The sequence below is a fragment of the Paenibacillus sp. MBLB1832 genome, assembly GCF_032271945.1.
Classification (GTDB): domain Bacteria; phylum Bacillota; class Bacilli; order Paenibacillales; family NBRC-103111; genus Paenibacillus_E; species Paenibacillus_E roseopurpureus.
Genome location: NZ_CP130319.1, coordinates 2,757,007 through 2,782,815 on the forward strand (window position 1 = coordinate 2,757,007; position 25,809 = coordinate 2,782,815).

Below are 25,809 nucleotides of genomic sequence, written 5' to 3' on the forward strand. Positions count from 1 at the left end.
ACGATAGTTGAGGGGCTTGCTTCGCGGCAGCACCTCAGCAAGTATGGAAAGATGGGGTTCTCTCAGCAGTTAATACCGTTAAAGTTGGAGACCAAATAAAGATTTGGTTCCTTGAATATGTAGAGAGTGTGGACAGGCAAAAATTGGTTACGCAGGTCGCTATTTACTGAAATAGATAACTTAATAAGGTGATGTACTAAGGTGGTGAGTAAGTGTTCTATCTCATCGTTAAATATTCATCCAACATTCAACTAACATAAGCACATTAGTTCAATTTCAACCAAAGAAGGCTGCTCAATCCTTTCGTTATCATTGAATCAGTGACCGGTATCGTTGAATTCGTATCGTTGTTTTAGGTTTTGGTTACGGCTATACTTAAGTTATTTACCACGTTTTTCCGTTAAAGAGATATACTTATGTTGAATATGTATATTTTTTTATTGATTCATGAAGGAGTGAACTGAATGACCTTCCGAGTGCTATTAGTAGATGATGAAATGATTGATTTAAACTACTTGCAGAGGACAGTGCCTTGGGACGATTTGGGGATGACGTTGGTCGGGACTGCAAACAGTGCATTTAACGCCCTGAAGATATTGGAGAAGGAATCAATCGATATTTTGGTGTCGGATATTCGAATGCCGATCATGTCAGGTTTGGAACTAGCGCGTAAAGCGAAGCAGATTCAACCTAAGCTTAGCGTCGTCTTTGTAAGCGGTCATGAAGAATTCGAATACGCTAAGCAGGCGATTATTATTCAAGCGTTCGGTTACGTGCTAAAGCCTGTGGACGATCTGGAACTTCACCAAATGCTTCGTTCTTTGGCAGCAAAGCTAATGCAAGAGAGATTGGGAGAGCAAGAGAAACAGATTGTTGAGAAAGCACTACCAATTATAAAACATGAAGTGCTTCATCAATGGCTTGAGGGGACGCTCCCGGAGGGTGAAGGAGCCGATCTTTTGCAGCTGCACAAGGAATTAAAAGATGAGGGAGAAGTCATCGTCGTTGTTATCGAACTGGATGATGCACAGTGGAAATTAGCCGCTATGGACGTTGACGAACGAGAGCAACGGTTGGAGCAGTTCCACGATTTCATGCAAAAGAACCTATTATTCACGCCATCAAACGGCATCGCGTTCCGGTCCTCTCCATATCGTTATGTGGGCCTTTTTAAAGGCAGGCAATCGGAAGTGTGGAGTCGATTGGCATCGTTGGTAGAGAGGGTGCGGGTGGAGACCCATTTTACCATAACGATAGGTTTTGGAAACGAGGCTAGTACCGCCAAGCAGTGGATCGTATCCTACGAACAGGCGAAGAAAGCATTAGACCAAAAGATGTTCGAAGGCAAAAGCCGAATCATCGTGTACGATCCGCAAGGCGAGCTAGGTTTTGAGCAGCAACTCGGTCAAGTGAACCGCAAGCTTGATGCGATTTTTGACTGCTTGCAGAGCTACAACCTGGTCGGTATTGACGATTGCTTGGAGGACATGTTCCGGCAGGTAAAATCATTAGGAACACGGCTTAGCGTTTATAATTTCGTTATGTATGTACTTACAAGACTTGAGGACATGAATAACAATAAAAGCGGTGAACAGCACGAGCTTTGGGAGCTTCCATTTGGCAAGCTAGACGAGCTCTATCGCCTAGAAACAACGGAAGATATTAAATCTTGGCTGCGGCGGAAACTGTTCGAGCTGTCGGAGAAGATGATGATCAAGAGCCGGAGTCAGGATCGAATTATTATTCATAAGGTAAGGGAGTACGTATTGGAGCATCTTAATGGCAAAATCACGCTAAAGGACGTAGCAAACCGCTTTGCATTCTCACCGAATTATTTGGGGTTTCTCTTCAAGGAAGAGACGGGTGAGACATTTAGTGATTTCCTAATACGGACACGGATGGAAGCAGCACGTGGGATGCTGATGGATCCGAGCATAAAGATTTATGAGATTACCCATCGTGTTGGATATAAGAATATTATCTATTTTAGCAGGCAATTTAAGGATTATGTTGGACTGACACCAAGTGAATTCCGCAAGAAACAGAAGGTATAAGGGAATGCTCAAACCCCAAGAGAACATCCGTTACTTGCCATTTGCCTACAAATTCATGATACTTAACCTTTTTTTGGTACTGTTGGCGGTCATGACGATTGGATATTATGCATATTTCAGCTCAATTCAATCCAAAACCGATTATGCCAAAGTTAACATTAGCAGATCGCTGGAACAAATTCGTGAAAACGCTACCAATCAATTTGCCGACATGGGTCGTATTTCTGAACAACTGTTTAACGACGTGAATCTTCAGCAAATTTTACAGACGAGCGAGACTGGCTATGCCATTCACCAATTATCCTTTAATAACCTGTTTCCAAGGCTTCAGACGGTTGTACAAATGCCTATTAATAATATGAGTGTATCGCTTTATATTCGAAACAAGAGGTTTAATGAAATCTACCAAACCTTAGGAGATCCCGTAGCATTCGGGAGAAGTTTCAGCATTTACTATTTGACACGCATTAATCAAGCAGATTGGTTTAAATCGATAGAGCAGTCACACAAATTTGAAAATGTATGGGAGCAGGTAGACAACGACGATATATTTGGCAATTTGTCGCTGGTTCGGCAAATGATTTATTTTGATACGTCGGAACCAATTGGACTGCTTCGCATAACCGCCAAAATGGACAAGCTTTTTAGCTCTGTTCATTCCTTTACGGTCAGCGAAGGGACAACGCTGTTAGTAGTGAAAGGAGAACAAGGCCGAGTCATCTACAGTAACCTGAAGGACCGAATTGGAACCGATTACAGGCAGGAAGATGACCCTCACTTTTTATATTTTCAAGAAGAACTGGATAAGACGGGTCTACGGCTCATCGCGATAGTACCTAAAGATCCGTTAATGAAAGAGGCGAAAAGAGTTCGCAATGTGACCCTAATTATCTGTTTCGTCAGCTTTATCCTAATCGCATTTGCAGTATGGCTGTTGTCGCGCCATTATTCCCGCAGGGTACAGAAAATCGTCTCAAGCTTGTCCCATTTTCAGGAGGGTGATTTCCATAAACGAGCGTATTTCACCGGGAAGGACGAATTTGCTCGCATTGCTATGGCCTTTAACAGGATGGCTGACGAGATCGAGAGGCTGATTAAGGAAGTGTACATAAGCGGTATCCGCAAGAAGGAGACCGAATTGGAGATGCTGCAGTCCCAGATTAGTCCGCATTTTCTTTATAATACCTTGTCCACTATGAAAAGCTTGGCTACCTTTGGCGATACCGACAAGTTGGTGAAGATGATCGTAGGGCTTGCAAAATTTTATCGACTAACGTTAAATGACGGGAAGACTATGATTCGACTAGAGAACGAACTGGCTCAGGTGCGCACTTATTTGGATATTCAATCGGTTAAATATGTTGATCGATTGCGCGTCACCTATGATGTGGAGGAGAGTGTTCTATCCTATTATACGGTAAAGTTGATTTTGCAACCCTTTGTAGAGAATGTCACCAAACATGCGCTCTTTGAGGATACAATTAACATACGAATCACCGCTCGGGAGCATAAGGGAACGATTGTACTGAGCGTAATCGACGACGGAGTAGGAATGAAGCAGGAGAAGGCTGATGAGTTGCTTAAGCCGCAGGCTGTAAATGGGGGCGGATACGGTATTCGCAATGTAGATGAGCGGATTAAGTTGCATTTCGGCAAGGGCTATGGTGTCACCATATGCAGCGGTCCTGGTATTGGTACAGCCGTTCGCATTACGATACCAAAGCAAGGAGTGATTTAAGTATATGTAATGTTAGAGAGCTAAGCAGCTATCCCATGATTGATCATTGGATAGCTGCTTTTCTCATTGTTCGGATTGGTTGCTTTTCGATGACTTATATTGATTCCGATATTGTAAAGGAGTAATGGATGTATGCTGCTTAAACCATTTGTACAAGTGCTGCAGGCTGGAAAATCCGAGCATGTTGGCAATTGTTTCAACAGATTCGTTCGTCTGGGTCAGCAACTCGCGAGCACGTTCTAGTTTGGCAGCCATGATGTAATCGGAAAGGGACTGGCCTGTTTCTTTCTTAAAAAGCAGGGATACATATTTAGGATGATAAAAAAAGTGTTGAGCCACTTGAGCGACTGTACATTTCTGATCCAGGTGTGATGAAACGAATTCCTTGATTTCAGTCAAAATGATTGAATTGCGTTCCTCATTTGCTGCGAAGGCGGAAGGAGCAGCAAGGCGCGGCTGATGGGGGAATACTTCACGTTGCAACTGCACATATAGTGTTTTTAACTTGGCATCGATGGATGAAACATATCCTTGCTCGCGATTCATAATTTCAGCATATATATCATTCATAATCTGCTTCAGCTTGTGTTGTTGCTTAGCACGGATTTTGCCTTGCAATCGTTCCATAAGTTGACTTAACTCTGCTGCTCGATCTCCGTGGTGCTTCACCATGAGAAACATGATTTCGAAGGGGTGCTCTGCATCATGCACCTCGAAATGAGTAACGCCAGGGGGGATGACGAAGATATCTCCAGTCTCGGCGCGATACTCTATTTCCCCAATATGGTATTGTCCATGGCCTTTATGTATATACCCAAACTCGATATGGTCGTGAGTATGCCGTGTGCACTCCCAACGGTCATCTTGCTCGGCAAGATGCATATAGACGCATTGCAAGTGAGTGCTCAGGAATAGATGATCTAAATCGGATAGAGGTAATTGTTCGAAGCGTATCATTCGTATCCTCCTATTCTCATCGTAATTATACTACATTTGTATAATGCTTTGTTACATCCGTACAATGACAATTGATTTGGCACTAAGCTACACTTGTGTGAAATAAGGAGGGGATCAAACATCCAATGAGCATTCTCAAAAACTTGCTTGAACAACATCCGGAATGGATACAGCCTCGCTCAGACCAGCATACCGTGCTGGCTGTACCCAATACGCGAGATCATCGCAAAACTTTCGCCGAACCAGGTGGAAGCTTCTCACCAGGCGTTGCCAGCTTCGGTATCACACTCTGGATTTATGACCATCAGAATAAGGAGCTCCTTGCTCCCGAGCTTTATGCTGCCGAAGGGCTTGATTGGAATTGGTATGAGGGCTATGTGCCTTTGCTCCAATCCACTTGGCTGGCAGGAGATTGTCTAGTTCAGCAGGAGCTATTCTCCACCTCCCTGAAGGATTTGCACAATATCGTGAATTCGTGGAGGACTACCTTAACTAATCATGGAACTAAGCTGCAAACAGTGACGGTCTATGCCGTCATACGCCCCTATGGACCAGCGGGAGGTCGCATCCATGATTTAGTGGGACGTGAAAGCTCGATTTCGGTCAATGGCAAAACCGTGCTTTTAGCTAAAACAAAAGCCCACATGTTCGGGGCATTGAGCTATGAATACGATGGGATGGAAATATCGTCCATGCTCAAACAAGGATTGTTTCCAAGCAACTCCCGTGCGAAGGATCGGGATGGTTTATGCAGCGGCGCGTTGGCGTATGAACTACAATTGCTGCCAGGGGAAACGGCTGAACTCGAATTTGACCTCTATGTACACCCCTTGGAGAAGGAATACATGTTGGCTTTCGAGGCTTACCATCAACAAGATTACATGAGTAAAAGAACAAAATTTGTAAACAATTGGAAAAAGTTGTTGCATAAGGTTAAGCTACAGTTGCCTAATCAAGCTTTTGCAGCAGCATACTATTCTACATTGGCCCAAATGCTGATGGCAACTGTGGATCATCAACCGAGAATCGCTACGATTACTTACCCCTTGTTGTGGATTCGTGATGGTGTATACATTACCGTATCCCTTGATCAGGCAGGATTTCATGAAGAGGCAAGGAAGCAACTGGACATTCTCAAGGATCGAATCTTTGCAGGCGGCTTCGGGGCCGAACCGGATGCTTTCGGAGAAGCTATTTGGCCATTTCACAGGCATTACCAATTAACAGGTGACGTATCGTGGCTCTCGGACGTGTATCCATATGTGAAGAAACGCGCCGATTGGATTATTAAGTGCGTCCATACGGAGCAATATTTGTATGCGGATACGGATATGCGTGTACCTGGTGACCGCCATGCCCCTGACAATGATCTTATTGTTGAGCCAGCTCGGGAAGGCTTGATGATCGGGAGAATGGACGGACATCGGCCTTTGATTTGGGTGAATGCCTTCTCATTCATGGGATTGAATGCGGCTTCAGAAATTGCAGCAAAGCTTGGTTATGAGCAGGAAGCCGAATTGTATGCCTCAGAGGCCCTAAAACTGAATAAGGCGTTGACTTCTTACGCGAATAAGGAGTTTGGACGCAATGAGAGAGACCTGGTTTGTGCTATATGGCCGAGCCGAACATTTTCGCCAAACGATCCGCACATTCGTTCCGAATATGAGCAGTGGTGGAACACAATGCGGCAAAAGGATGGGAACTATCGTGCGGAGCCAATGTGGAAGTATTTCGAACTTGGACAGGCGCATAATTATTTGCTTCTCGGAGAGCGAGAAAAAGTGAATCAAACTGTAGATCATTATCTCGCGAATCATGATGTCGAGGGCTTGTACGGCTGGCTGGAAGACAATCATGATATTGCTGAATTTTGGAGTAAAATCGAAGGATGGTATCGATTGCCGTCTCGTCAACCGCATGGTTGGGTATCCGCTGAACTTCATATGCTGCTAAGAGATATGTTGCTGTATGAGAGCGAGGATCGGCTAATTATTGGAGCAGGCATTCCGAAGGATTGGTTTGCGCTAGATGCCAGAATTGCTTTCGAGCATATGCCCACATCTTTTGGTTATGTTGATGTTAGCATCGAGGGTGTTCACCATGGACAGTTCGAATTGCATGTTACTTTCCATGAATTGGAGCGTCTGCCCTCTGCACTGGACATTCGTTTGCCATTAACTACAGCTGAAAGCTTAACGATTTTTAAAGATAGATATACGTTAACTGGATCGATCACGATACCATTAGGAGGATAAAACCATGTTAATACCTATACACGAGTTACGACGTTCTTGCGAAGGCCGAATCCGAATGCTTGAAACGCAAGGTCATGATGTGACAGGACTGAAGGAGAAGCTAGATGCAATACCTGCTGGCTACGATGCTATTCTGAAATTCGGATATGAGTTGAATGAGGTTCCGATGCGTGCAGATTTTCCTTATGATGAGCCCAATGATCTTGTTGCGATTCATTCGGAGCGTCCCGAGGGGGCTGTGGATGTCATTCCCGGTTATTTAAATGAATTAGAGATTCGAGATCGCGTATTTGGCGGAGTGTATGGAAAAATGCTAGGATGCATACTGGGTAAGCCGCTGGAAATGGGCTGGGATTTGCCACTCATCCAGGGTTACCTGGAAGGTGCGGGCGCGTGGCCACTAAATGATTTTGTCCCGTCGTTTAGTCCGACTCAGGTGACCCACCTGCGCAGAGATTGTATCGAAAGCACCAAAGGGCACGTTACCCATGTCCAATCGGATGATGATATTAACTACATGATCATGGGATTAAAGGTGTTGGAGCAGTTCGGACCTGATTTCACCACGCAGGATATGGCCTGGATGTGGAGAGAGAACATCCCTTACGGCTGGACATGGGGGCCTGAGCATACGAGGCTGTGTCTTCTTTCTTGCTTGTGGTGGGGGTACGGACATATTCCGCAAGGTAAGGAGTGGGATCAGTTTGTAGCATTATTCAATGACGGAGAAGAACTGATTGGCGCGATGATACGCGGGGATACGTTCGGATTGGTCAACCCGGGACGTACGGCCTATGCAGCAGAGTTAGCTTGGAGAGACGGCAGACTGACCCATGGCAAGACTGGACTTTATGCGGAGATGTGGGTCGCAGCGGCAGTGGCAGCCGCCTTCCACGAGACGGATCCGGTAAAAGTGATTCAAGCAGCCAATGCACAGCTTCCTAAGCGATCTAGATATTATGAGGCCATGCAAGAGGTGCTCGATTGGTCTGTGAATGAACCGGATTGGTTGAAGGTATGGAGCAGAATCAACGACAAATGGGGCTATTTAGGCTTCAACGGGACTTTTAACGAGAGTGCGGCCATCGTGAATTCCATCGTTCACGGTGTGGATGCTTACGGACAAGTAGACTTTGAGAAAGTAATCTGCATGCAGGTTATGCAAGGCTGGGATTGCGATAGCTCTGGCGCAACGGCCGGTTGTATAGCGGGTGTTATGGCGGGCTATCGGAATTTGCCTCAGAAATGGCTGGAGCCCGTGCGGGACACTTTTCATTCTACTGTTGCGGGCGAGCATGATACAAGAATCAGTAAATTCGCCGAACGTGTCTACCAGATGAACCGAATCGTACGTACCGCGAAGCCGCTGAAAGATACTTTGAATAGGGAAAATAAGGGTGACAGCCAGAACTTTACCATTAAAGAATAGCGTAACCAGCTGAAAGGATTGGATGGCGCAATGTTTGATGACGGCGATAAACGGATTCACATTGGCGTTCTTACTGTATCTGAAGCTGGGGGAGCTGGACTATCAACCGACATAGTATCCTTTTCTCCCAGACTTTGAATAACGATGATTTCATGCAGGTTATCGTTGAATTCCCTTCGTTGTCGGCGCAGCTTCCATCTCATATACTTAAATTACAGACAAGTTGAGAGAGGAGGTGAAAACAAACGATGGAGATGGTTAAAACGTCTTTCAAGCAGCGAATTCAGAAAAAAGGACGACACAGAATATTACGTCATTGGGAATTGCAGGTGATGGTCCTGCCCTCAATTGTTTTCATCCTTATTATGAGCTATATCCCGATGTGGGGAGTGCTGTTCGCTTTCCAGGATTATGATATATTCGCAGGATTTCTTCACAGTCCATGGGTGGGTCTAAAGCATGTCAGAGCACTCCTGGATGCACCTGTATTCTGGGATATTATGAGGAACACGGTGGTGATTTCCTTCCTACGGCTGCTCATCCTGTTTCCGGCGCCTATCATTCTTGCACTCATGCTTAACGAGATTCGTAAACAATCTTTCAAACGCGTGGTGCAAACGATTACATATTTGCCCCACTTCCTTTCCTGGGTTATTATCGGCGGGTTCGTGGCTTCGTTCTTGGCTGTGGACAACGGGACCCTGAACATAACGCTGATGAAACTGAATTTGATTCAGGAACCGATGAATTGGCTCTCCATTTCGAATTACTTCTGGACCATATTGATTAGCACGAACCTATGGAAAGAGGTTGGTTTCGGTTCTATCGTGTATCTGGCAGCGATTGCAGGAGTGGATCCGCATCTGTATGAGGCTGCATCCGTTGACGGAGCGAGCCGGACGAAACAGATTTTCCTAGTAACGATTCCTTGTATATCTCCGGTCATCTCGGTATTCCTGATCCTTCAATTGGGGCGAATTCTCGATGCAGGCTTTGAAGATATCCTTGTGCTCACTAATAATGGAATCAATTCTATTGTCAATAATGTTGCTGAAGTGATCGATACGTATGCTTACAAAATCGGACTAGGGGATCAGCGGTATTCATACGGCGCTGCGGTGGGGCTCTTTAAATCGGTGATTAACGTATTCCTTCTGTTTGCGGCAAATGGGGTCGCCCGAAGGCTAGGGCGGAGCTCGCTTTTCTGAAACTGCCGAATACTGATAAGGAATGGTGATTATGAAACTAAGCCTAAGCGATCGATTACTGGAATGGTTCTGTTATCTTATCCTGGCGATGTTATCCGTTATTACGGTTTATACGTTTTGGAATTCATTTGTTATATCTTTCAATTCGGGGCTCGACACAGCAACGGGAGGGTTAACAGTCTGGCCGAGGGCGTTTACCCTTGATAATTATAAGGCCGTATTCCAAGATCCTGCATTCTTCCGGGCAATGGGTATCTCTGTGGCAAGAGCGGTTGCGGGTACAACGCTTTCTATCTTCTTCACTGCCATGTTTGGTTATGGGATGTCACGACGGGAGCTTCCGAATCGCAAATTTTATATGATCCTCTCCCTTGTCACAATGTACTTCGGCGGAGGTCTGATCCCTACGTATTTGCTCATTCGTGATCTGCATATGTTGAATACATTTTGGGTGCTGATCGTACCTGGTATGGTTAGTGTGTACAATATGATTATTTTCCGGACTTTCTTCATGGAGCTTCCGGCGGGTTTGGAAGAGTCAGCTAAGTTGGACGGCTGCAGCACCTTCGGTATTTTCTTCCGAATTGTTATCCCCGTATCGGGTCCCGTAATCGCTACCCTATCTTTGTTCACAGCAGTTGGTCTTTGGAATGACTGGTTTAATGCTGGTATCTATATGAGCAATGTGAATAAGCTGCCTGTACAGAATTATTTGCTTAACGTGCTTAATTCCAGCAATTACGCTTCGCAGATGGCGCAGATGACTGGAATCTCATCAGGCTTGCAGCAGACGACAGTTACTGGTCGTTCCCTGCAGATGGCTACCTTAATGGTGTCGACACTTCCGATTGTGCTGGTATATCCGTTCATACAGAAGTATTTTGTCAAGGGTGTTCTCGTTGGTTCCCTGAAGGGCTGACGCAGAGCCATTATTAAGACTTTAAGAGCCGAAAGGCTTTTAAATAATGGGCAAGGTCGCGTGTGCTTCAAGACGTCTGGAGCGGCAGCGATTATCCCTATTTTACGAAATAGAGAGGGGATTCACATGAAAAAGAGATTTCTTACATATTCTACAGCTCTTGTACTGTTGTTAAGCATGGGGTCCATCATGGCTGCATGCAGCAATGGCAACAGTAACACACCGGCTCCGACATCTACGCAGTCGGCTCCTCAAACCTCAGCTAAACCTACTGATTCTGGCAAGAACACTTTCGGAGCAGAACCGCTTAAATTCAGCTTCTATGTGAATTATGGCTGGTATGCGCCAAAAGGGTATGGCAATACATTCGTTACCAAAGCCCTCAAAGATCAATACAAGCTTGATATTGAGGAAATTAGCTCCAATGGAAACGATGCCCAGAAATTTGGCACAATCGTCGCTTCCAATGAATTCCCGGATGTCATGCAGATGGACCGTGGAGCGAACTTCGAGAAGCTCGTGGAACAGGGCAAGCTTGTTGCCATTGATCCGTTCTTAAACGACCCGAAGTATCCAAATTTAAAGAAGTTTTTGGATCCGGAAGCGGACAAAATGCTTCGGAGCAAAGACGGCAAGCTGTACGGCATTCCGAATTGGTTCGGAGCCCCGAAGGGCCAAGGTACGCAGTCCAACAACAAAGGCTGGCTTGTAAATCGGAAGATTTATGAGGAGTTAGGCAAGCCTAAGCTGGAAACCTTTGATGACTTATATAATTATTTGAAAATGGTTAAATCTAAATATCCTGACGTAGTACCTCTAGATACAGGCAATGCAGGCGGTCCGACTGTTCAGGTGCAGAACATGCTCTATGTGGGAGCGGCCGAGGGTCATCAAATTTACTGGGGGAAGCCAGACGCCGATTTCCGGATTCCGAATTTTAACGACAAGAAGTATACGTCTGTATTCGATGACCCTGCGTTGAGGGAGTCGTTCAAATGGACGAATCTGTTCTTCCGCGAGAAGCTGTTAACGCAGGACACGTTTACACAAAAACTAGAACAGTTCAAAGAAAAGCTGAACACGGGCAAGATTGCTATAGCGGGAATTTACGACGCGCCATCGCATGGTCAGCAAGCCAATGATATTATTCAGGCCAAAGATCCGAATGCAGGCTATGATTACTGGCCTTGGATTCATAAGGCTGGTGTCAATCCTGACAATATTATTCTTGAAGCCGGCGGCACGACGGGTTGGAACTTCAATGTGATTACTACGAGTGCTAAAAATCCGGAGAAGATCTTTGCTTTCTTTGATTGGATGTTAAGTGACGAAGGTATCAAGTTCCTGAACTACGGTCCGAAGGGTGTGTACTATGATCAAGAAGGAGATAAGGGAGTCCCAATCTGGAACGATAAGTATAAGCAATTGACGAGCGATCAGAAGGCTAACTTGAAGTTCGGTGACTTTACACCAGAAGGATCATGGAGGAACGGCGTTATTAGCCAAGCAGCCATCAATCAGGACGCTTCTAATAAGAAATGGTCCGATAAAGCAGGTGAATTCTACGGTAAGTACAACCGTTACCTAGGCAACGAGCTAGAGGGAACTGGCAATTATCCGACGAATTCCGAAGAAGACACGATTTGGAAAACGATTAAGAAAATAAATGAGGATTACGTTGCCAAAATCGTATATGCCAAGAGCGACGATGAATTCAACAAGCTGTTCGACACATGGAAGAATGACGTTAACAATGCCGGGTACGATAAACTGCTTCAATACGGTACGAAAATTTGGGCAAGCAACTTGAAGAAGCTGGGTAAATAGTATTTTCCAAGATAACGATAAGGAGGTGTACTTATGAGAGATAAGTGCACCTCCTTTCTAATTTGAAGAGCCATTCAACAAGGATTAATGCCTCGCAACCATTGCCTCTCTATATCACATGGATTTAGTGTAGATATTCGTTGATTTACCTCCGTTGTTGCCAGGAATGTAGGTTGATATAGTTAGTACACGAACTGAGTTTTCCGAGAGAGCCTAACCTCTATGGGAACGATAGTTCGGAATCGAAGAAATGGAGGGACACTTACGGATTGATTTCAGTTAGGCTGGGTTCTTAATGCCAAGTAAGAATTTGGATGGAGGGTGTTGTATTAATGGATCAAGAACGGACCAAACGATTTGGATTAGCGCGCACTTGGAAGAAAACATCGCTTATTGCAATGGCAGTTACTTTAGCGATAGGGGCAGTCTCGTTGTCTTCTCCACAGACAGCTGCTGCATCAAGTGTGAGCGGATCAATTAATTGGAGCTCCCCCACAGGCAAGACGGCAGGCGATTATGCGTATGGTCTCAACATTTACAAAGCACAAGAAGGCGTTGCATCAGATGCCACCTACAAAAATAACGTTGCGGCCATGAAGCCAGGTATCGTACGGTATCACCGCGCGGATCAGATGGGCGAATCGACTACGGGCAATGGTTGGGTAACTAATCCTGGCATTTCAACCTATGCATGGGATTCCAGCAAGATCAACAATATATTGTCGCAAACGTTCAGCAACAATCCGGTGCGTATGGTAAATATCGCAAATTGGCCTTCCTACATGGATGATGGAACAGGGAAGCTGCGTACCGACATGTATGATGCCTATGCGGCTTTCTGTGCACAACTGGTGCAGATTACAAACATTAATCTTGGGCTTGGCATTCAATATTTCGAAGTGTTGAACGAAAAGGATGACACCTACAGCACAAATATGGTGGAACTGGCCACAATTTACAATAAAGTTTATACCGCTATGCGTGCCAAGAGCGCCACAATTAAGATAGGAGGACCGGCCTTCGCCAGACCTGACTTAACGGCTCGTGTTACTACCTTTGTAGCAAACGCTTACACAAAGTTGGATTTCATCTCTTTCCATACGTATAGCAGTGGGAGCACGGCTGACACGAATGCAACTATTTGGACGAAAGCACAAGCACTAGGATCGCATACAGCCGATTTCAAATCGATTATTGCCAGCTATACGACCGCCAACATCCCAATTTTCCATGACGAGTTCAATATAAGTTGGAATCCACCCGATGGCCGAATGAACAATGAGAAGGGCATGATTTACGATGCACTTGCCGTGACTGCAATTGCTAAAGCAGGTGCTGCGGGTTCAATGGCTTGGAATGAATCAGATGGCTGGTACGGAAAGCTGGAAGGTTGGGCTCCTTATAATCGTAGGGCTTCCTCGTTCCTCTATGAGATCATGAACACCGATATGAAGGGTGACATCGTTACAAGCAGTGTAGGCGATTCCTCTAAGATTGATTTACTTGCTGTTATGACGAACAACTGGAAGAAAGTAATGCTAATCAACCGGTCGGGGTTGGACCAGTCGGTTCAGTTATCGATCGGAGGCTGGTCCACTACCATGTCGCCGGATACGAAATTTACAGTTAAGCGAATTTACGGATGGGGTGTCGTGTACGAAAGCACCACATTAGATCAACTGACTGGAAGCGCAGGCTTCCCGCTTGGTGCAGATTCTGTTGCTGTACTTGTGATCGATGAAAATAATAAAAGCTTGGAGAGCAACCTCGCCAAGGGCAAGACAGCTACAGCGGACAGCTCAGAATCATGGAATCCCGCCTCGAACGGTACTGACGGAAGTACGAGTACCCGCTGGTGCGCAGCAGATAGCAGTACAGGACATTGGTTGGAAGTCGATCTTGGAACAAGCCGTAATTTAACCGGTGCCCAATTGGTATGGGAGCAGTCTGCGAATTATAAGTACAAAGTTGAGGTATCAGCAGATCATGTGAATTGGACTTTGGCTGTGGATAATACAGCCACTACTAGCTCAAGTATCGTTCAAAACTTATCCTTTACTCAAAATGGCAAGCGATACCTACGAGTTACAGTGACAGGATTGCCCTGGGGTGTATGGGCGAGCTTGTATGAGCTGAAAGCATTCGGTTCGTAAATTGAATTGAAAGGACGAGGAAGATTGCCTCGAACCATCTGGCTTGCCTAGTGGTCGGCGATCTTCTTCCGATAAACACACTTCTAAGTGATTCCCATTCTGTCTGTATCCATAAAGGAGAATAGTTGAAATGCCGATTAACAATAAATTGAAAAAAGTCTGGTATGGCGGAGATTACAATCCAGAGCAGTGGGACAAAAGGTATTGGGATGAAGATGTACGATTGTTTCAGCTTGCAGGAATTGACGTAGCTACAGTCAATGTATTCTCCTGGCCGCTCTTACAGCCGGCGGAAGACGAATATGATTTTTCCATGCTCGATAGCATCATGGAGAAATTACAGGAAGGTAATATCGGCATAATTCTTGGCACCAGCACGGCTGCACATCCAGCATGGATGGCTGCCCGATATCCAGATATTCTTCGGGTAGATTGGGAGGGACGTAAGCGCACTTATGGCGGTCGGCATAATTCGTGTCCAAACAGCCCCACATACCGCAATTATGCTGCTGCCCTCGCCGAAAAGCTGGCTGAGCGTTACGGCAATCATCCCGGATTGCTACTCTGGCACGTCAACAATGAAATGGGAGGATATTGTTATTGCGATAATTGCGCCAAGGCATTCCGAGTATGGCTTAAGAAACGTTACGGTACGATCGAAACACTGAATAAAGTATGGTATACCGCATTTTGGGGACATACCTTCTACGACTGGAATGAGATCGTTCCGCCAAATCTATTAAGCGAGGGGGTGCACTGGAACTGGCAACGCAGCAACCAAACTAGTATCTCGCTTGATTATTTCCGATTCGGTTCCGACAGCCTCCTTGCGTGCTACAAGCTTGAAGTAGAAGCAATTCGCAAGCATTCAAGAAACATTCCGATCACAACGAATTTTATGGGGACATATAAGGAAATGAACTATTTTGACTGGGCACCTTATATTGATGTCATATCCTGGGACAGCTACCCGGCACCAAATCAGCCTCCAAGTATGAATGCAATGACGCATGACCTCATGCGTGGATTAAAAGATGGCCAGCCGTTCATGCTGATGGAGCAGACGCCGAGTGTTGCCAATTGGCAGCCATATTGTAAGCTGAAACGTCCGGGGGAGATGAAAAAGTGGAGCTATCAGGCAGTGGCTCATGGTGCAGATACGGTTATGTTCTTTCAGCTTCGTAAATCGCTTGGGTCGTGCGAGAAGATGCATGGAGCGGTCATTGAGCATGTTGGACATGGCAACACCCGGGTGTTCAGGGAATGCGCCGAGCTTGGGGAAGAGCTCGGCAGGCTCGGCGATGTGCTGATTGACGCACGACCCGATGCACAGGTTGGCATTTTATACGATTGGGAGAATCGTTGGGCGGTAGAGTTGTCCAGCGGCCCCAGCAACGATCTTAACTATGTTAAGGAGGTACACAAATATTACGATGCGCTGTACGATTTGCATATCCCCGTAGATATGGTGGGTTTGAATGGGGATTTCAACCGATACGAGGTAATTATTGCGCCACTCCTGTACATGATCAAGCCGGGCTTCGCAGCCAAGGTAGAGAGCTTCGTTGAAGCGGGTGGCACTTTCCTGACGACTTATTTCAGCGGTATTGTCAATGAAACGGACCTTGCCGTGACGGGAGGATATCCGGGTGAGCTCCGTAAGGTTCTTGGTATTTGGGCGGAAGAGATCGATGCGCTGTATCCTGAAGATACGAATGAACTCGTCATGAACGGAGCTATCCAAGAGCTTCAGGGCACATTCTCCTGCTCCTTCCTATGTGAACTTATTCATACGGAGACCGCGGAGGTGATGGCCACTTATGGCGAGGATTTCTACGCGGGCATGCCTGCATTGACGGTTAATCGGTACGGACAAGGGTTGGCTTATTATGTAGCTACGAGCCCAGAAAAGCCATTCTTAGTTAAATTGCTGGAGTATATTTGCAAGGAAAAAGGGATTGAGTCACTCCTTCCTTTTCAACAGCAGGGAATTGAAGCATCAAGAAGGGTAAAGGATGGCAGGAACTATCTGTTTCTCATCAACCACAATAACACTTCATTCGTTGCTAATACGGGCCTGCCATCCTCATTTGAGCTCTTAAGCGGGAAACGTGTTACCCAAAATATCGAGTTGCCTGCCCATGGTGTTGCCATTTTGCAAGTTTGACAGAGACAGGGCTTTATTCTATAAAAATAGTCCAGGAGGAGATACATTGAAAATTAAACAAATAAAAATATATCGTTGGCTGCTTTGTATGATTTTGAGTTGTTCCTTATTAATGTCATCTGTTCCAGTTGCGCTCGCAGAAATCGACACCTCTTTTACAGAGGAATATAAGCTAAGCGGTACTATATTTGGTTTAGTTGAACATTGGGGTGAAGGCTCCTTTGATACCATGTTCGATGGTAAGACGGATACCTTCTACGATTACAAAGAAGGAAGCGGCGGTTATGCTGGAATTGACCTTGGCGCCAATGCTGCCAAGAAGGTAACCAAGATTCGATTTTACCCGCGTGAAGGGGATTGGGTTATTCAATACCGTATGGTAGGCGGAAAGTTTCAGGGCTCTAACCTAAGTCCAAGCAGCGGCTTCGAGGACTTGTATACACTAGATAGTAGTGTAAGTAGTGGCTGGAATGAGATTTATCTCTCATCGAACAGCACGTATCGGTATTTGCGGTACCTATCTGCAGATGGGGGTTATGTGAACTTGGCGGAAGCCGAGTTCTATACGTCTGACCAACCGGTTCCAGTTCGAATGAATCAAATGGTTGTAAACCCCAGCAACGCAGAACTCTTAATCGGCGAAACAAAGCAGCTTGCCGTCAGTGGTATCTTCTCAGATGGCTCACAATTGAATTTGACCAATACAGCAAGCTATTCGTCCAACCATCCGGAAATTGCTTCCGTATCAAACCAAGGTTTAATTATGGCTGCAGGACCTGGTACAGCAACTGTGACGATAAGCACGAATGGGAAAATAAAGAGTCATAATGTTGATGTATTGGCCCTTCCCAAGCCTTGGAGCGTCAGTGATCTAGTGAGGGATGTGACGACGGGAACCCCGTTCGGCTTACCCGAGCATTGGAACGAGAGTACCTATGACAAAGTGTTCGACGGAAATCTAAATACATTCTATGACTATCTATACGGCAGCAACGGTTATGTTGGGCTAGATTTCGGACCTGGCATGGCAAAGACTGTCACGAAGATCAAATTTGCCGCACGGGTAGGCAACAACGGACGTGTTGTCGGTGGTAAATTTCAAGGCTCCAATACGAGTGCGACGGACGATTATAAGGATTTGGCAACGGTGGAAAGCGTTATAGATGGTTGGAATGAGTTACTTATTACGGATCCAACGCCGTATCGATACATACGTTATTATTCAAAGCCAGAAGGTTATGTAAACTTGGCTGAGATGCAAGTGTTGACAACACCTCCTGGGAGTTATGTGCTTCAGAATGGTGTGATTACGGGTAAAAGTGCTGGCACAGATATAAGTGGGACAGAGGATTCCTTCGGCTTCGCCAATATGCCGCTGAGCGGCTCAGGCGACATCCAAGTGAAAATTGGCAGCCTGCAGGCCACAGATAAGACAGGTGCCAAAGCCGGTCTTATGATTCGCAGCGATGTGTCTGCATATGATAGTGCGAACGTCATGCTTGCAATTACAGCCGATGGAAAGCTGCAGTTTCAGAATCGTGCGGTCAAAGGCGGGGACACCACGATGCTTCCCGTGCAAACAGCATTTACACCCCAATACTTAAAGCTGGTGCGTGACGGTGGCTCCGTCATCGGCTATTATTCGGCAGATGGTGTCGTATGGAAGCAAGCTGGGAATCCCGTTATCATAGAGCTCCCGTCAACTGCCTATTACGGAATTGCTATGAGCAGCGGCTCCAATTCAGAATTACGTTTGGGGACGTTCTCTGATCTTAGTACCCGTCTGAAACCCGTCGACGTAGTCGTTGATTGGGCAAGTGATGTGGGGAATGTCTCTCCTCTGCAGTATGGAATTAATCTCTTTAGTGCTTATAATCCAGTTGCGTTGTCCAACCCGGCTTATTTGCAAGCGCTGGGGACGCTGAATCCCGGAATTGTGCGCTACCATAGCTATTCCATGATGGGGGATTCTGCAACCTCTCCCGATGGATGGATCGACTATGCGAATAAGCGCTGGGACGAAGCGAAAATTAAAGCAGCGCTATCCGCTAATTACTATGTCTGCGGGCTTCCAGTTCAACATGGACAACTGTACCACTCGATCTTCCGCTCCGCGGTTAACTAATGCTGTAGCGTATTGCTTGGAATCTGCATTTTTAACTGCGAATGACACAATATTCTCCTCATTCGAGGTTTTGTCCACTACTTGCTTTCCAATTAAAAAGCTATTAAACAAATGAAATACCTGCGCTGAGACCCGCAGATGGTTGTCGCTGTCGATTTTTCCGTAGGTGCCATCCTTCTCGTTCCATGCCATCGTCGCGTCCGCTCCGTTCTTGTGTGCATAAATCATCGCGAGGGCATCGAACACGGCGCCTTTCACATTACGCATCCGTGAGTCGTTGATGTTCCAAGACCAGCTGATGTTATATTCATCCAGCCATAAACCAATCGACCGTTTCGGGCTTTCAGCTGTCAAAATATCACGAATATCCTTCGTATGCTTGGCGAGTCCGCCACTCATCGGACTGCTCCCGTTATATATCCTATTGTAAATGTAAGCATCACTATCCTCCGCACTGCCGCTGGCATAGAAATGATAGCTTAAGAAGTCCAATGTCCTTACACCTACTTTTTTATAAAGAAATCGCAGTCTTGTTACGACGGAATTGCTTGGTAGAACGCATGTATCAATGTTGCCTTATGAGGATGTTGATTGGACATGGATTATTGAACTCAATTGAATCAAGCTGCAGGTAAGGAGCTAAACATAGATAGCCAGGGTTATATGGGCATGGGCATGGGAAAGCCACCCGACCTCCAGATTTACTTTGGGTAAGCCTCGAAGCAGGAATCACCTAAATCCACGGTTTTTCCTCATATCACCAAACACAGGCTCAGGCTCGATCATTCGTCGAACCGCTAGGGCGTAACCGTATTCGCTACGGAGTTTTTCACGTGCATGATTCTTTAATCTCAAATAGTTCATGCTCACTTTAACTTCGCGATGACCTGCAGTAGTTTTCGTACACTGGGGCTTCAGCTGGTACCTTTCACAGCTTATATTCCACCCAAAGGTTTAGGAAGCGGAGCATCAGAAGTTCTCAGAAACCATTACTTTCAGCTTGCGGTACGTGCTGGGGGACTGACCGAATGCTTTCTTAAATAATTTGGAAAAATGAAACTCATCATAAAATTGCAGTTTGACTGCAATTTCTTTCAAAGATAAGCTAGTGGTTTCAAGAAAAACTCTCGCTGACGCAAGCTTTAGTTTTAACAGATAATCAGTAGGAGACAAGCCTGTCAGTGTACGGAATCGTGAGAAGAAGGTCGTTCTCGACCAACCGCTGAGCTGAAGCAGGTCTTCAATTCGAATTTGTTTGTCCAAATTCCGATGCATGTAGATGAGGATTTTATTGAGTTCCGTGTGATAAGTAAGTCCAACCACGGTATGTTCTCTTGTAAACAGCAAAATGATTTCTTGCAAAAGGATGTTGGAAGCATATTCGTAGCCAATGTTCTGAACAATTAAGCTATCGATCATCCGCTCACATAGTTGCATAGCTTCTGCTATTTTCCCGGTAGAGATGACTTCCCTAACAGGAAGTTGAAGATATTGGGTCATGTTCAGTTGGTTGAAATCGAGAAAATAAAACTTCCAATCGTTACTAAGACATTTGTACATGGCAGGAATGCCTTTCTCCACGAAGAAAAAGGTGTTTTTCTGCAGCTCATATGTGTGATTAGCCAGTGTAACGCTGCCATTCCCATCATAAGTGATGAATAGGCATGGAAACTCAAAGCCATCCCGTTTTGATACATCGTAGCTCTTATCGGCATGAACGTTCCAGATGGAGTGAAGTACGGGTAGAGGAACGTCCTTCTTTTCTAACTCATAGGGGATGTTGATAAAGGTCATGGCGTACTCCTCCGTTTAGTATTATTGTACGATTATACATGAAACGATTACGCAAATCCATGGTTGAAACCCGCTATTCACCCTATACTTAGCTTATAAGTAATAGGAAATAACGAAGGAGCGTATCAAGATGTTAGTAAAAGTAGGCAGCCGCGAATTAGAAATGCATGGAGAGCATTTAACTGAACTAAGAAGCTCCAATGATATTTTACATGATATCGGAGCATTGCGTGAACGAATGGAGGAGGATGGGTACTTACTTATTCGTGGATTTCATGATCGGGAGAAGGTGTTGGAAGCTCGTACGAGTATTTTACTGAAAATGGGTCAGATGGGGAAGCTGAATCGCGACACACTTCTTGAAGATGGCGTGATGGCCGACGGCAGCAAATCCATTTTCATGGGGGGCACGAATGAAGATTTGCCCGCGCTCTTGAATGTCTTGAATGGCGACCATATTATGCGCTTCTTTGATGATTTTCTTGGAGACAAATCGTTAACCTATCATTACAAGTGGCTGCGAGCCGTCGGGAAAGGTGATTTCACAGGGGCTCACTACGATATTGTGTACATGGGGAGAGGAACCCATAATGTATATACGGTGTGGTCCCCACTGGGAGATGTACCTTATGAAATGGGCGGTCTAGCGATCTGCCTCGGCTCACATCGTTTCGAGAATTTGAAGGCGTCCTACGGTTCCAAGGATTCTGATCGTGATGGGGTTAGTCACTATTCAGATGATCCTCTGGTCATTACTGAGAAATTTGGCGGCCAATGGGCAACAACGGAATTTCAAGCAGGCGATGTACTCATTTTTGGAATGTTCTTGATGCACTGTTCCCTTGAAAATACGACGAACCAGTACCGGATCAGTGTGGATGCGAGATATCAGTCGATGAACGAGGAGGTAGACGAAAGATGGAGCGGCAAGAAACCGAAGGGCCATTCAAAATAAGGGAATTGATTCACAATCATGCATGTGTCGGAATTATACTGGATATCAGAGGCAGATAGAAAGAATTTAAAAATCGTCTTGATGATTTATTGAAGTAACTATGAAATAGATATTTTAATGAGAGGAGTTAACTAATGAACAACAATAACAGTACTCTTATTCTTGGGATGGCAAAATCGAGTCTAGATTACCATGGAGCTAAGGAGCCTAAGTTGAGACTTGATATATTACAAATGATTCAATTGGGTCAAAAATGTTTGGAAAATAAGTTGTGTTCAAAAGTAGTTTGCTACATGACAATGCCATATAAAATTTCTTATAGAGAAAATAAAGGTAAGACTAAGATCATTTCCTATGATATGGATAAATTCATTACTGAATGGGCGAAAAAATATAATGACAATGATCAAATAACTGTTGTTCCATTATTTGTTGATATGCTTTTAAAGCCTAATGAAAAGTCTGTAATGCTAAAAGAAAAAGATGCAAACGTTCATGGAATGCAATTAACTGCCATCAACACCAATACTTCCTCAGCTCGATACAGTGGGAAGCTAATTGAAAGAAAAATGAAGCAAGTTATTAAAAATGAACACAACAAAGTTGTATTTGGTAAGAGGTTCATTACAGAATATAATCAAATATATGAGATCTCCAACTATGTTAGATGGGACTTTATTGGTGTATTAAATAATTAATAAAAGGATAGTTTTATTGTAATTATACAGTGAAAAGTTGATGAAAAAGTAATTGTTTCAGAATCGCACGAGTTGTACGTACTGTATGAAGCAGATCGACCAAAAAAGATTCTTTGGTTCGGTGAAGATCTAGAGAAAGCATACAATATAATTTTAACGAAACTTGAGGGATCGTTAGGAATGAAATAATACTTTCAATGATTCATTACTTTCAATGATTCATTAAGATTTAATTTTATGAGGTGCAAATGTGGGAATCAAAATAACAATTCCAACGCGGCTATTAACATTCAAAGCATCAGAGAGGGATGATTGGCGTAATGGATTAAGAGAAAATTGTACCGATGAATATTTGCGTACTTTGTCTGGAACAAAGGGTTTTGGAGAATATATCGTTGGAAAACATTACGAAGATCGCGGATATAAATATCTGCATAGGTTTGGCATTTTTGGTGGCAATAAGATTGGTACATTCCCAGATGGAGATTTAGTTATTAAAAATCGATTCGGAGAAGATTTTTTTGTTAAAAGCAGGACGTTGTACCCTTCATTTAACGAAAAAGTTAGGCTTGAGTTACCTGATTTACTTATTTATAAACCTGATTTTTCAGAAATTAAGTTTGTTGAAGTGAAGAGACAAGATACCAACGACAAACTAAATACAGCACAAGTAAGAACTCTTGCATTATTAAATCTTTTATTAGAGTGTGATGTGGAGATATTCGAAGTTTTTCTAGATTCAAACGCAAAGCAAATTAATGATGTCATTTGGGAATTTTAAAGCATTATTTAAGTGTTATTACTAGTAACAATCAAAAAATGTAGGAGGACAAGATCATATATCCATTTGAATCCGCAATTTGAGCGGATTTTTTATTTTATGGATACAACTTCTTGTCTTTTCTAAAAGATAAGAAGTTGTATTGTTTTCCAATAAAGGACACTAAGTTGTTAGCTTCCCCGTAGTAGTAAAACGATACAGATTATTGGTCTAATTAACATAATACTATACATCTTCATATCCCAAAATTCAGCTTTCATACAAGTTAATATAGATACAAAGCGATGCGAAATACAGGCTCAAACAAATACAAAGGATATACGGCCATATTCGGTTGATTTTGCTCAACTACCATGAAAATTAGAAAGCTGGCAGTCGAAGAAAAAGACATCACTAAATAAAACGCGGCTCAGTCTCTTTTTAAAAAACTGCGCGTTTAGTATCTTGGTAAACCGAGAGATCAGGAGACTTCAGAAATTGTTACGTTGTAGCCTAAGGTTTCAAGTCTTCGGACTGAATTCCTTACAATAGATCCAAGCTTTTGCTTATCAAAATAATCTTCACCTAAATCTACATACATTTCTTTTCTTGTCAGCAGATAATATGCAATTCTTAGCATGGCATGTGCTACTACAATAGCTGCTCGTTTCCTGCCTTTTCGTGCTAATGTTCGCCTGTACATAGCCCCAAGGTAATTTTTGGAGGCACCTACGGAGTGTGCGGCTTCTGTTAGTGCAGATTTAAGATATTTGTTTCCTTTCTTGCCTTTAGAAGACTTTCTTTTGCCTGCGCTCTCATTATGTCCAGGTACGAGTGCTGCCCACGAACACAAGTGAGCTGCGCTTGGAAATTGGTCTTTAATGTTTGTTCCTATTTCAGCTAAAATTTGTTCAGCCATTCGAGTGGCAATTCCAGGAATAGAGTCTAATCGCTCGATGTCCTCCTGATTTGAGACAACACTCTGTGAAACCTCTTGATCTAATAACTCAATTTGCTCAGTGAGGAAGTCAATATGAGCTAAAATGGTTTTAAGCATCATACGTTGATGAGGATTAACGTAACCTCGAAGAGCGAGTTCAAGTTCATCATTTTTCTTTTTCATTGATCGCCGAGCGAGGCTGGCTAGTTTTTTTGGATCATCTTCACCTTCTGCGATGGCATGAAGCATGTCCTTAGATGAGACTCCCATAATATCTGTAACCACAGAGCCGAGTTTAATGTTTGCACCCTCTAGCACTTTTTGAATTCGATTATGATGCCTGGCACGTTCTTCAATAATGCTTCGGCGATAACGAACTAATTCACGTAATTCACGTTGAATTCGGTTTGGTATAAAACTAGCTGTGAGAAGACCATGACGAAGAAGTTGGGCAATCCATTCCGCGTCCTTGACATCCGTTTTACGCCCTGGCAAAGCTTTCATATGCTGAGCATTCACGACAAGAAACTGAATATCCTCAGCTTCTAACAAGTTAACAATTGGTTTTCAGAATACGCCTGTACTCTCCATTGCAACATGAGTACATCCATGCTTCTTAATCCAGTCAATTAACTGTAGGAGAAATACTGTTTTAGTAGAGAATGTTTGAATCTCCTTTCCTTCTGGTGTCATTGTACATGCAGTAATAGAATCCTTATGAACATCCATGCCACATGCTCGCTCAATGATAATATCCATTAAAATTTTCCTTTCTACAGCCTGAATATGGGCTGGTGCAACAACCAAAATAGGATTAATCTACCATGAGTGCTTCCCGAAGGAGCGACATTCTGTGATGCACCGTGGTTGGTGGGGTCAGACTAACGGTTGGGCTCTAACGCACCATAGTTGATCGACCTTCCTCACCCAGCCGTAGTAGAAGTATTGACGGATTTTATCCATTTTCATCCTCTGTGGTGCAGCGCTGCTCTTGCGCTGCATGAATGGCTAACGGGCAGTTTTGTGAAATAGCTTGCAAAAAAGAAAAGTTCTGAAATGGAAACTTTTTACTTATTCCCTCCGTCTAACTTATTAGACATTAATAGTGGGAGTGATTTATTCTTGAAAAAGTTTGCTATCGGTTTAACCCTTGGCATTGTTTTAACTGCAACGACAGCAGTATATGCTTCAGACACTATTCAAGCCGTGAGACAGGTTTTTATTAATGGTCAGTTGCTCACTACCAATGTTCAAGTATCTGATGATGGAACGACAATGACTTCAACGAGAACTCTTGCTGAGGCACTTGGGGCAAAAGTGAGTTGGAACGGACAATTAAATACGGTCGAAATAGAAAATCAATATCCTTATTTTTTATCATCACTTCTTCACGGGAAATATAACTTTAAGTACGAGATTATTGCCGAAAACATAATTGATAATTCTGATACGACAGTGGTCTTTTCGGAGGGATATAAAGATATACCTGATAATACTGATTTTCAAAAACTTTTCTTATTACTGCTTTCGCATCGATATTCATCATCAGGAGAAGCCGGGTCTGACGTTTAAATACTTGGATGGGCAGCAAGCGTATCTTCGTCCCGGTTATCCAAGAGAAATTAGCCGGTGGAGAGAGCCGACTCCGACTAATCCGACGTTTTACCAAATCCCTTACCGCAGCCTGCTGCCTTTAGGTCCTTATTCCAATGTCATCATAGCAGGGCGGATGCTCGATATCGACGATGAGGCCCATATCTTGGTCTGACGCAGGAGAAGGGCTTTGCCGACATTGACACGCAGGAGCTTCGAAGAACCATGCAGGGGGGC

At 44.2% G+C, this 25,809-nt stretch carries 18 protein-coding genes and 2 pseudogenes; 15 read left to right on the forward strand and 5 right to left on the reverse strand.

The genetic code is table 11. The annotated features are described in order from the left end of the window. Positions 1 to 464: 464 nt before the first annotated feature. Both MJB10_RS12185 and MJB10_RS12190 read left to right on the forward strand, forming a co-directional pair. Entirely contained in the window at positions 465 to 2,054 is a 1,590-nt protein-coding gene (locus MJB10_RS12185) for a response regulator (protein ID WP_314805195.1), read from the forward strand. Positions 2,055 to 2,058: 4 nt separating this feature from the next. Continuing rightward, positions 2,059 to 3,792, forward strand: a complete 1,734-nt coding sequence (locus MJB10_RS12190; RefSeq protein WP_314805197.1) for a sensor histidine kinase — start codon at positions 2,059 to 2,061, stop codon at positions 3,790 to 3,792. A gap of 63 nt (positions 3,793 to 3,855) precedes the next feature. Here MJB10_RS12190 and MJB10_RS12195 read toward each other — a convergent pair whose 3' ends face one another. After that, complete coding sequence (locus MJB10_RS12195) at positions 3,856 to 4,749, reverse strand: helix-turn-helix transcriptional regulator (RefSeq protein ID WP_314805199.1); 894 nt, start codon at positions 4,747 to 4,749, stop codon at positions 3,856 to 3,858. Between the two features lie 125 nt (positions 4,750 to 4,874). On the opposite strand from MJB10_RS12195, the gene MJB10_RS12200 reads away from it, so the two are divergent. The 8 genes from MJB10_RS12200 (at position 4,875) to MJB10_RS12235 (ending at position 18,832) form a co-directional block, all read left to right on the forward strand. Continuing rightward, positions 4,875 to 7,004 (forward strand): glucosidase family protein, encoded by a 2,130-nt coding sequence (locus MJB10_RS12200; protein WP_314805203.1) that lies wholly within the window; start codon positions 4,875 to 4,877, stop codon positions 7,002 to 7,004. Positions 7,005 to 7,008: 4 nt separating this feature from the next. Next, entirely contained in the window at positions 7,009 to 8,433 is a 1,425-nt protein-coding gene (locus tag MJB10_RS12205) for an ADP-ribosylglycohydrolase family protein (RefSeq protein ID WP_314805205.1), read from the forward strand. A gap of 254 nt (positions 8,434 to 8,687) precedes the next feature. Further along, positions 8,688 to 9,641, forward strand: coding sequence for an ABC transporter permease (locus tag MJB10_RS12210; RefSeq protein WP_314805592.1), 954 nt, complete (start codon positions 8,688 to 8,690; stop codon positions 9,639 to 9,641). Between the two features lie 28 nt (positions 9,642 to 9,669). Then, positions 9,670 to 10,560 (forward strand): carbohydrate ABC transporter permease, encoded by an 891-nt coding sequence (locus MJB10_RS12215; protein ID WP_314805594.1) that lies wholly within the window; start codon positions 9,670 to 9,672, stop codon positions 10,558 to 10,560. 126 nt (positions 10,561 to 10,686) lie between these two features. Beyond that, positions 10,687 to 12,387, forward strand: a complete 1,701-nt coding sequence (locus MJB10_RS12220; protein ID WP_314805207.1) for a type 2 periplasmic-binding domain-containing protein — start codon at positions 10,687 to 10,689, stop codon at positions 12,385 to 12,387. Positions 12,388 to 12,719: 332 nt separating this feature from the next. Continuing rightward, the gene (locus tag MJB10_RS12225) at positions 12,720 to 14,540 is read left to right on the forward strand and encodes a discoidin domain-containing protein (RefSeq protein WP_314805209.1); all 1,821 of its coding nucleotides are present in this window, start codon (positions 12,720 to 12,722) and stop codon (positions 14,538 to 14,540) included. 130 nt (positions 14,541 to 14,670) lie between these two features. Then, positions 14,671 to 16,707 (forward strand): beta-galactosidase, encoded by a 2,037-nt coding sequence (locus MJB10_RS12230; protein ID WP_314805211.1) that lies wholly within the window; start codon positions 14,671 to 14,673, stop codon positions 16,705 to 16,707. Between the two features lie 46 nt (positions 16,708 to 16,753). After that, positions 16,754 to 18,832 carry an Ig-like domain-containing protein gene (locus MJB10_RS12235; RefSeq protein WP_314805213.1) on the forward strand — a complete coding sequence of 693 codons (2,079 nt, stop codon included), beginning with the start codon at positions 16,754 to 16,756 and terminating at the stop codon, positions 18,830 to 18,832. Here the strand turns inward: MJB10_RS12235 and MJB10_RS12240 are convergent. The 3 genes and pseudogenes from MJB10_RS12240 to MJB10_RS12250 form a co-directional block, all read right to left on the reverse strand. Then, positions 18,749 to 19,324, reverse strand: coding sequence for a hypothetical protein (locus MJB10_RS12240; RefSeq protein ID WP_314805215.1), 576 nt, complete (start codon positions 19,322 to 19,324; stop codon positions 18,749 to 18,751). The genes MJB10_RS12235 and MJB10_RS12240 overlap by 84 nt on opposite strands. 147 nt (positions 19,325 to 19,471) lie before the next feature. Continuing rightward, positions 19,472 to 19,768, reverse strand: a pseudogene (locus MJB10_RS12245) (transposase); the annotation flags it as partial. Positions 19,769 to 19,801: 33 nt separating this feature from the next. Beyond that, complete coding sequence (locus tag MJB10_RS12250; RefSeq protein WP_314805217.1) at positions 19,802 to 20,626, reverse strand: AraC family transcriptional regulator; 825 nt, start codon at positions 20,624 to 20,626, stop codon at positions 19,802 to 19,804. 130 nt (positions 20,627 to 20,756) lie between these two features. Here MJB10_RS12250 and MJB10_RS12255 point away from each other — a divergent pair, with 130 nt between their 5' ends. The 3 genes from MJB10_RS12255 (at position 20,757) to MJB10_RS12265 (ending at position 23,060) form a co-directional block, all read left to right on the forward strand. Beyond that, positions 20,757 to 21,581, forward strand: a complete 825-nt coding sequence (locus tag MJB10_RS12255) for a phytanoyl-CoA dioxygenase family protein (protein WP_314805218.1) — start codon at positions 20,757 to 20,759, stop codon at positions 21,579 to 21,581. 134 nt (positions 21,582 to 21,715) lie between these two features. Next, entirely contained in the window at positions 21,716 to 22,279 is a 564-nt protein-coding gene (locus MJB10_RS12260) for a hypothetical protein (protein WP_314805219.1), read from the forward strand. A gap of 250 nt (positions 22,280 to 22,529) precedes the next feature. Then, positions 22,530 to 23,060, forward strand: a complete 531-nt coding sequence (locus MJB10_RS12265; protein WP_314805220.1) for a hypothetical protein — start codon at positions 22,530 to 22,532, stop codon at positions 23,058 to 23,060. 460 nt (positions 23,061 to 23,520) lie between these two features. Here MJB10_RS12265 and MJB10_RS12270 read toward each other — a convergent pair. Further along, positions 23,521 to 24,738, reverse strand: a pseudogene (locus MJB10_RS12270) (IS110 family transposase). Positions 24,739 to 25,035: 297 nt separating this feature from the next. Here MJB10_RS12270 and MJB10_RS12275 point away from each other — a divergent pair. Both MJB10_RS12275 and MJB10_RS12280 read left to right on the forward strand, forming a co-directional pair. Then, positions 25,036 to 25,551 carry a stalk domain-containing protein gene (locus MJB10_RS12275; RefSeq protein WP_314805221.1) on the forward strand — a complete coding sequence of 172 codons (516 nt, stop codon included), beginning with the start codon at positions 25,036 to 25,038 and terminating at the stop codon, positions 25,549 to 25,551. A gap of 4 nt (positions 25,552 to 25,555) precedes the next feature. Next, a complete protein-coding gene (locus MJB10_RS12280) occupies positions 25,556 to 25,747 on the forward strand; it encodes a hypothetical protein (RefSeq protein ID WP_314805222.1) in 192 nt (63 codons plus the stop codon). Positions 25,748 to 25,809 lie beyond the last annotated feature (62 nt).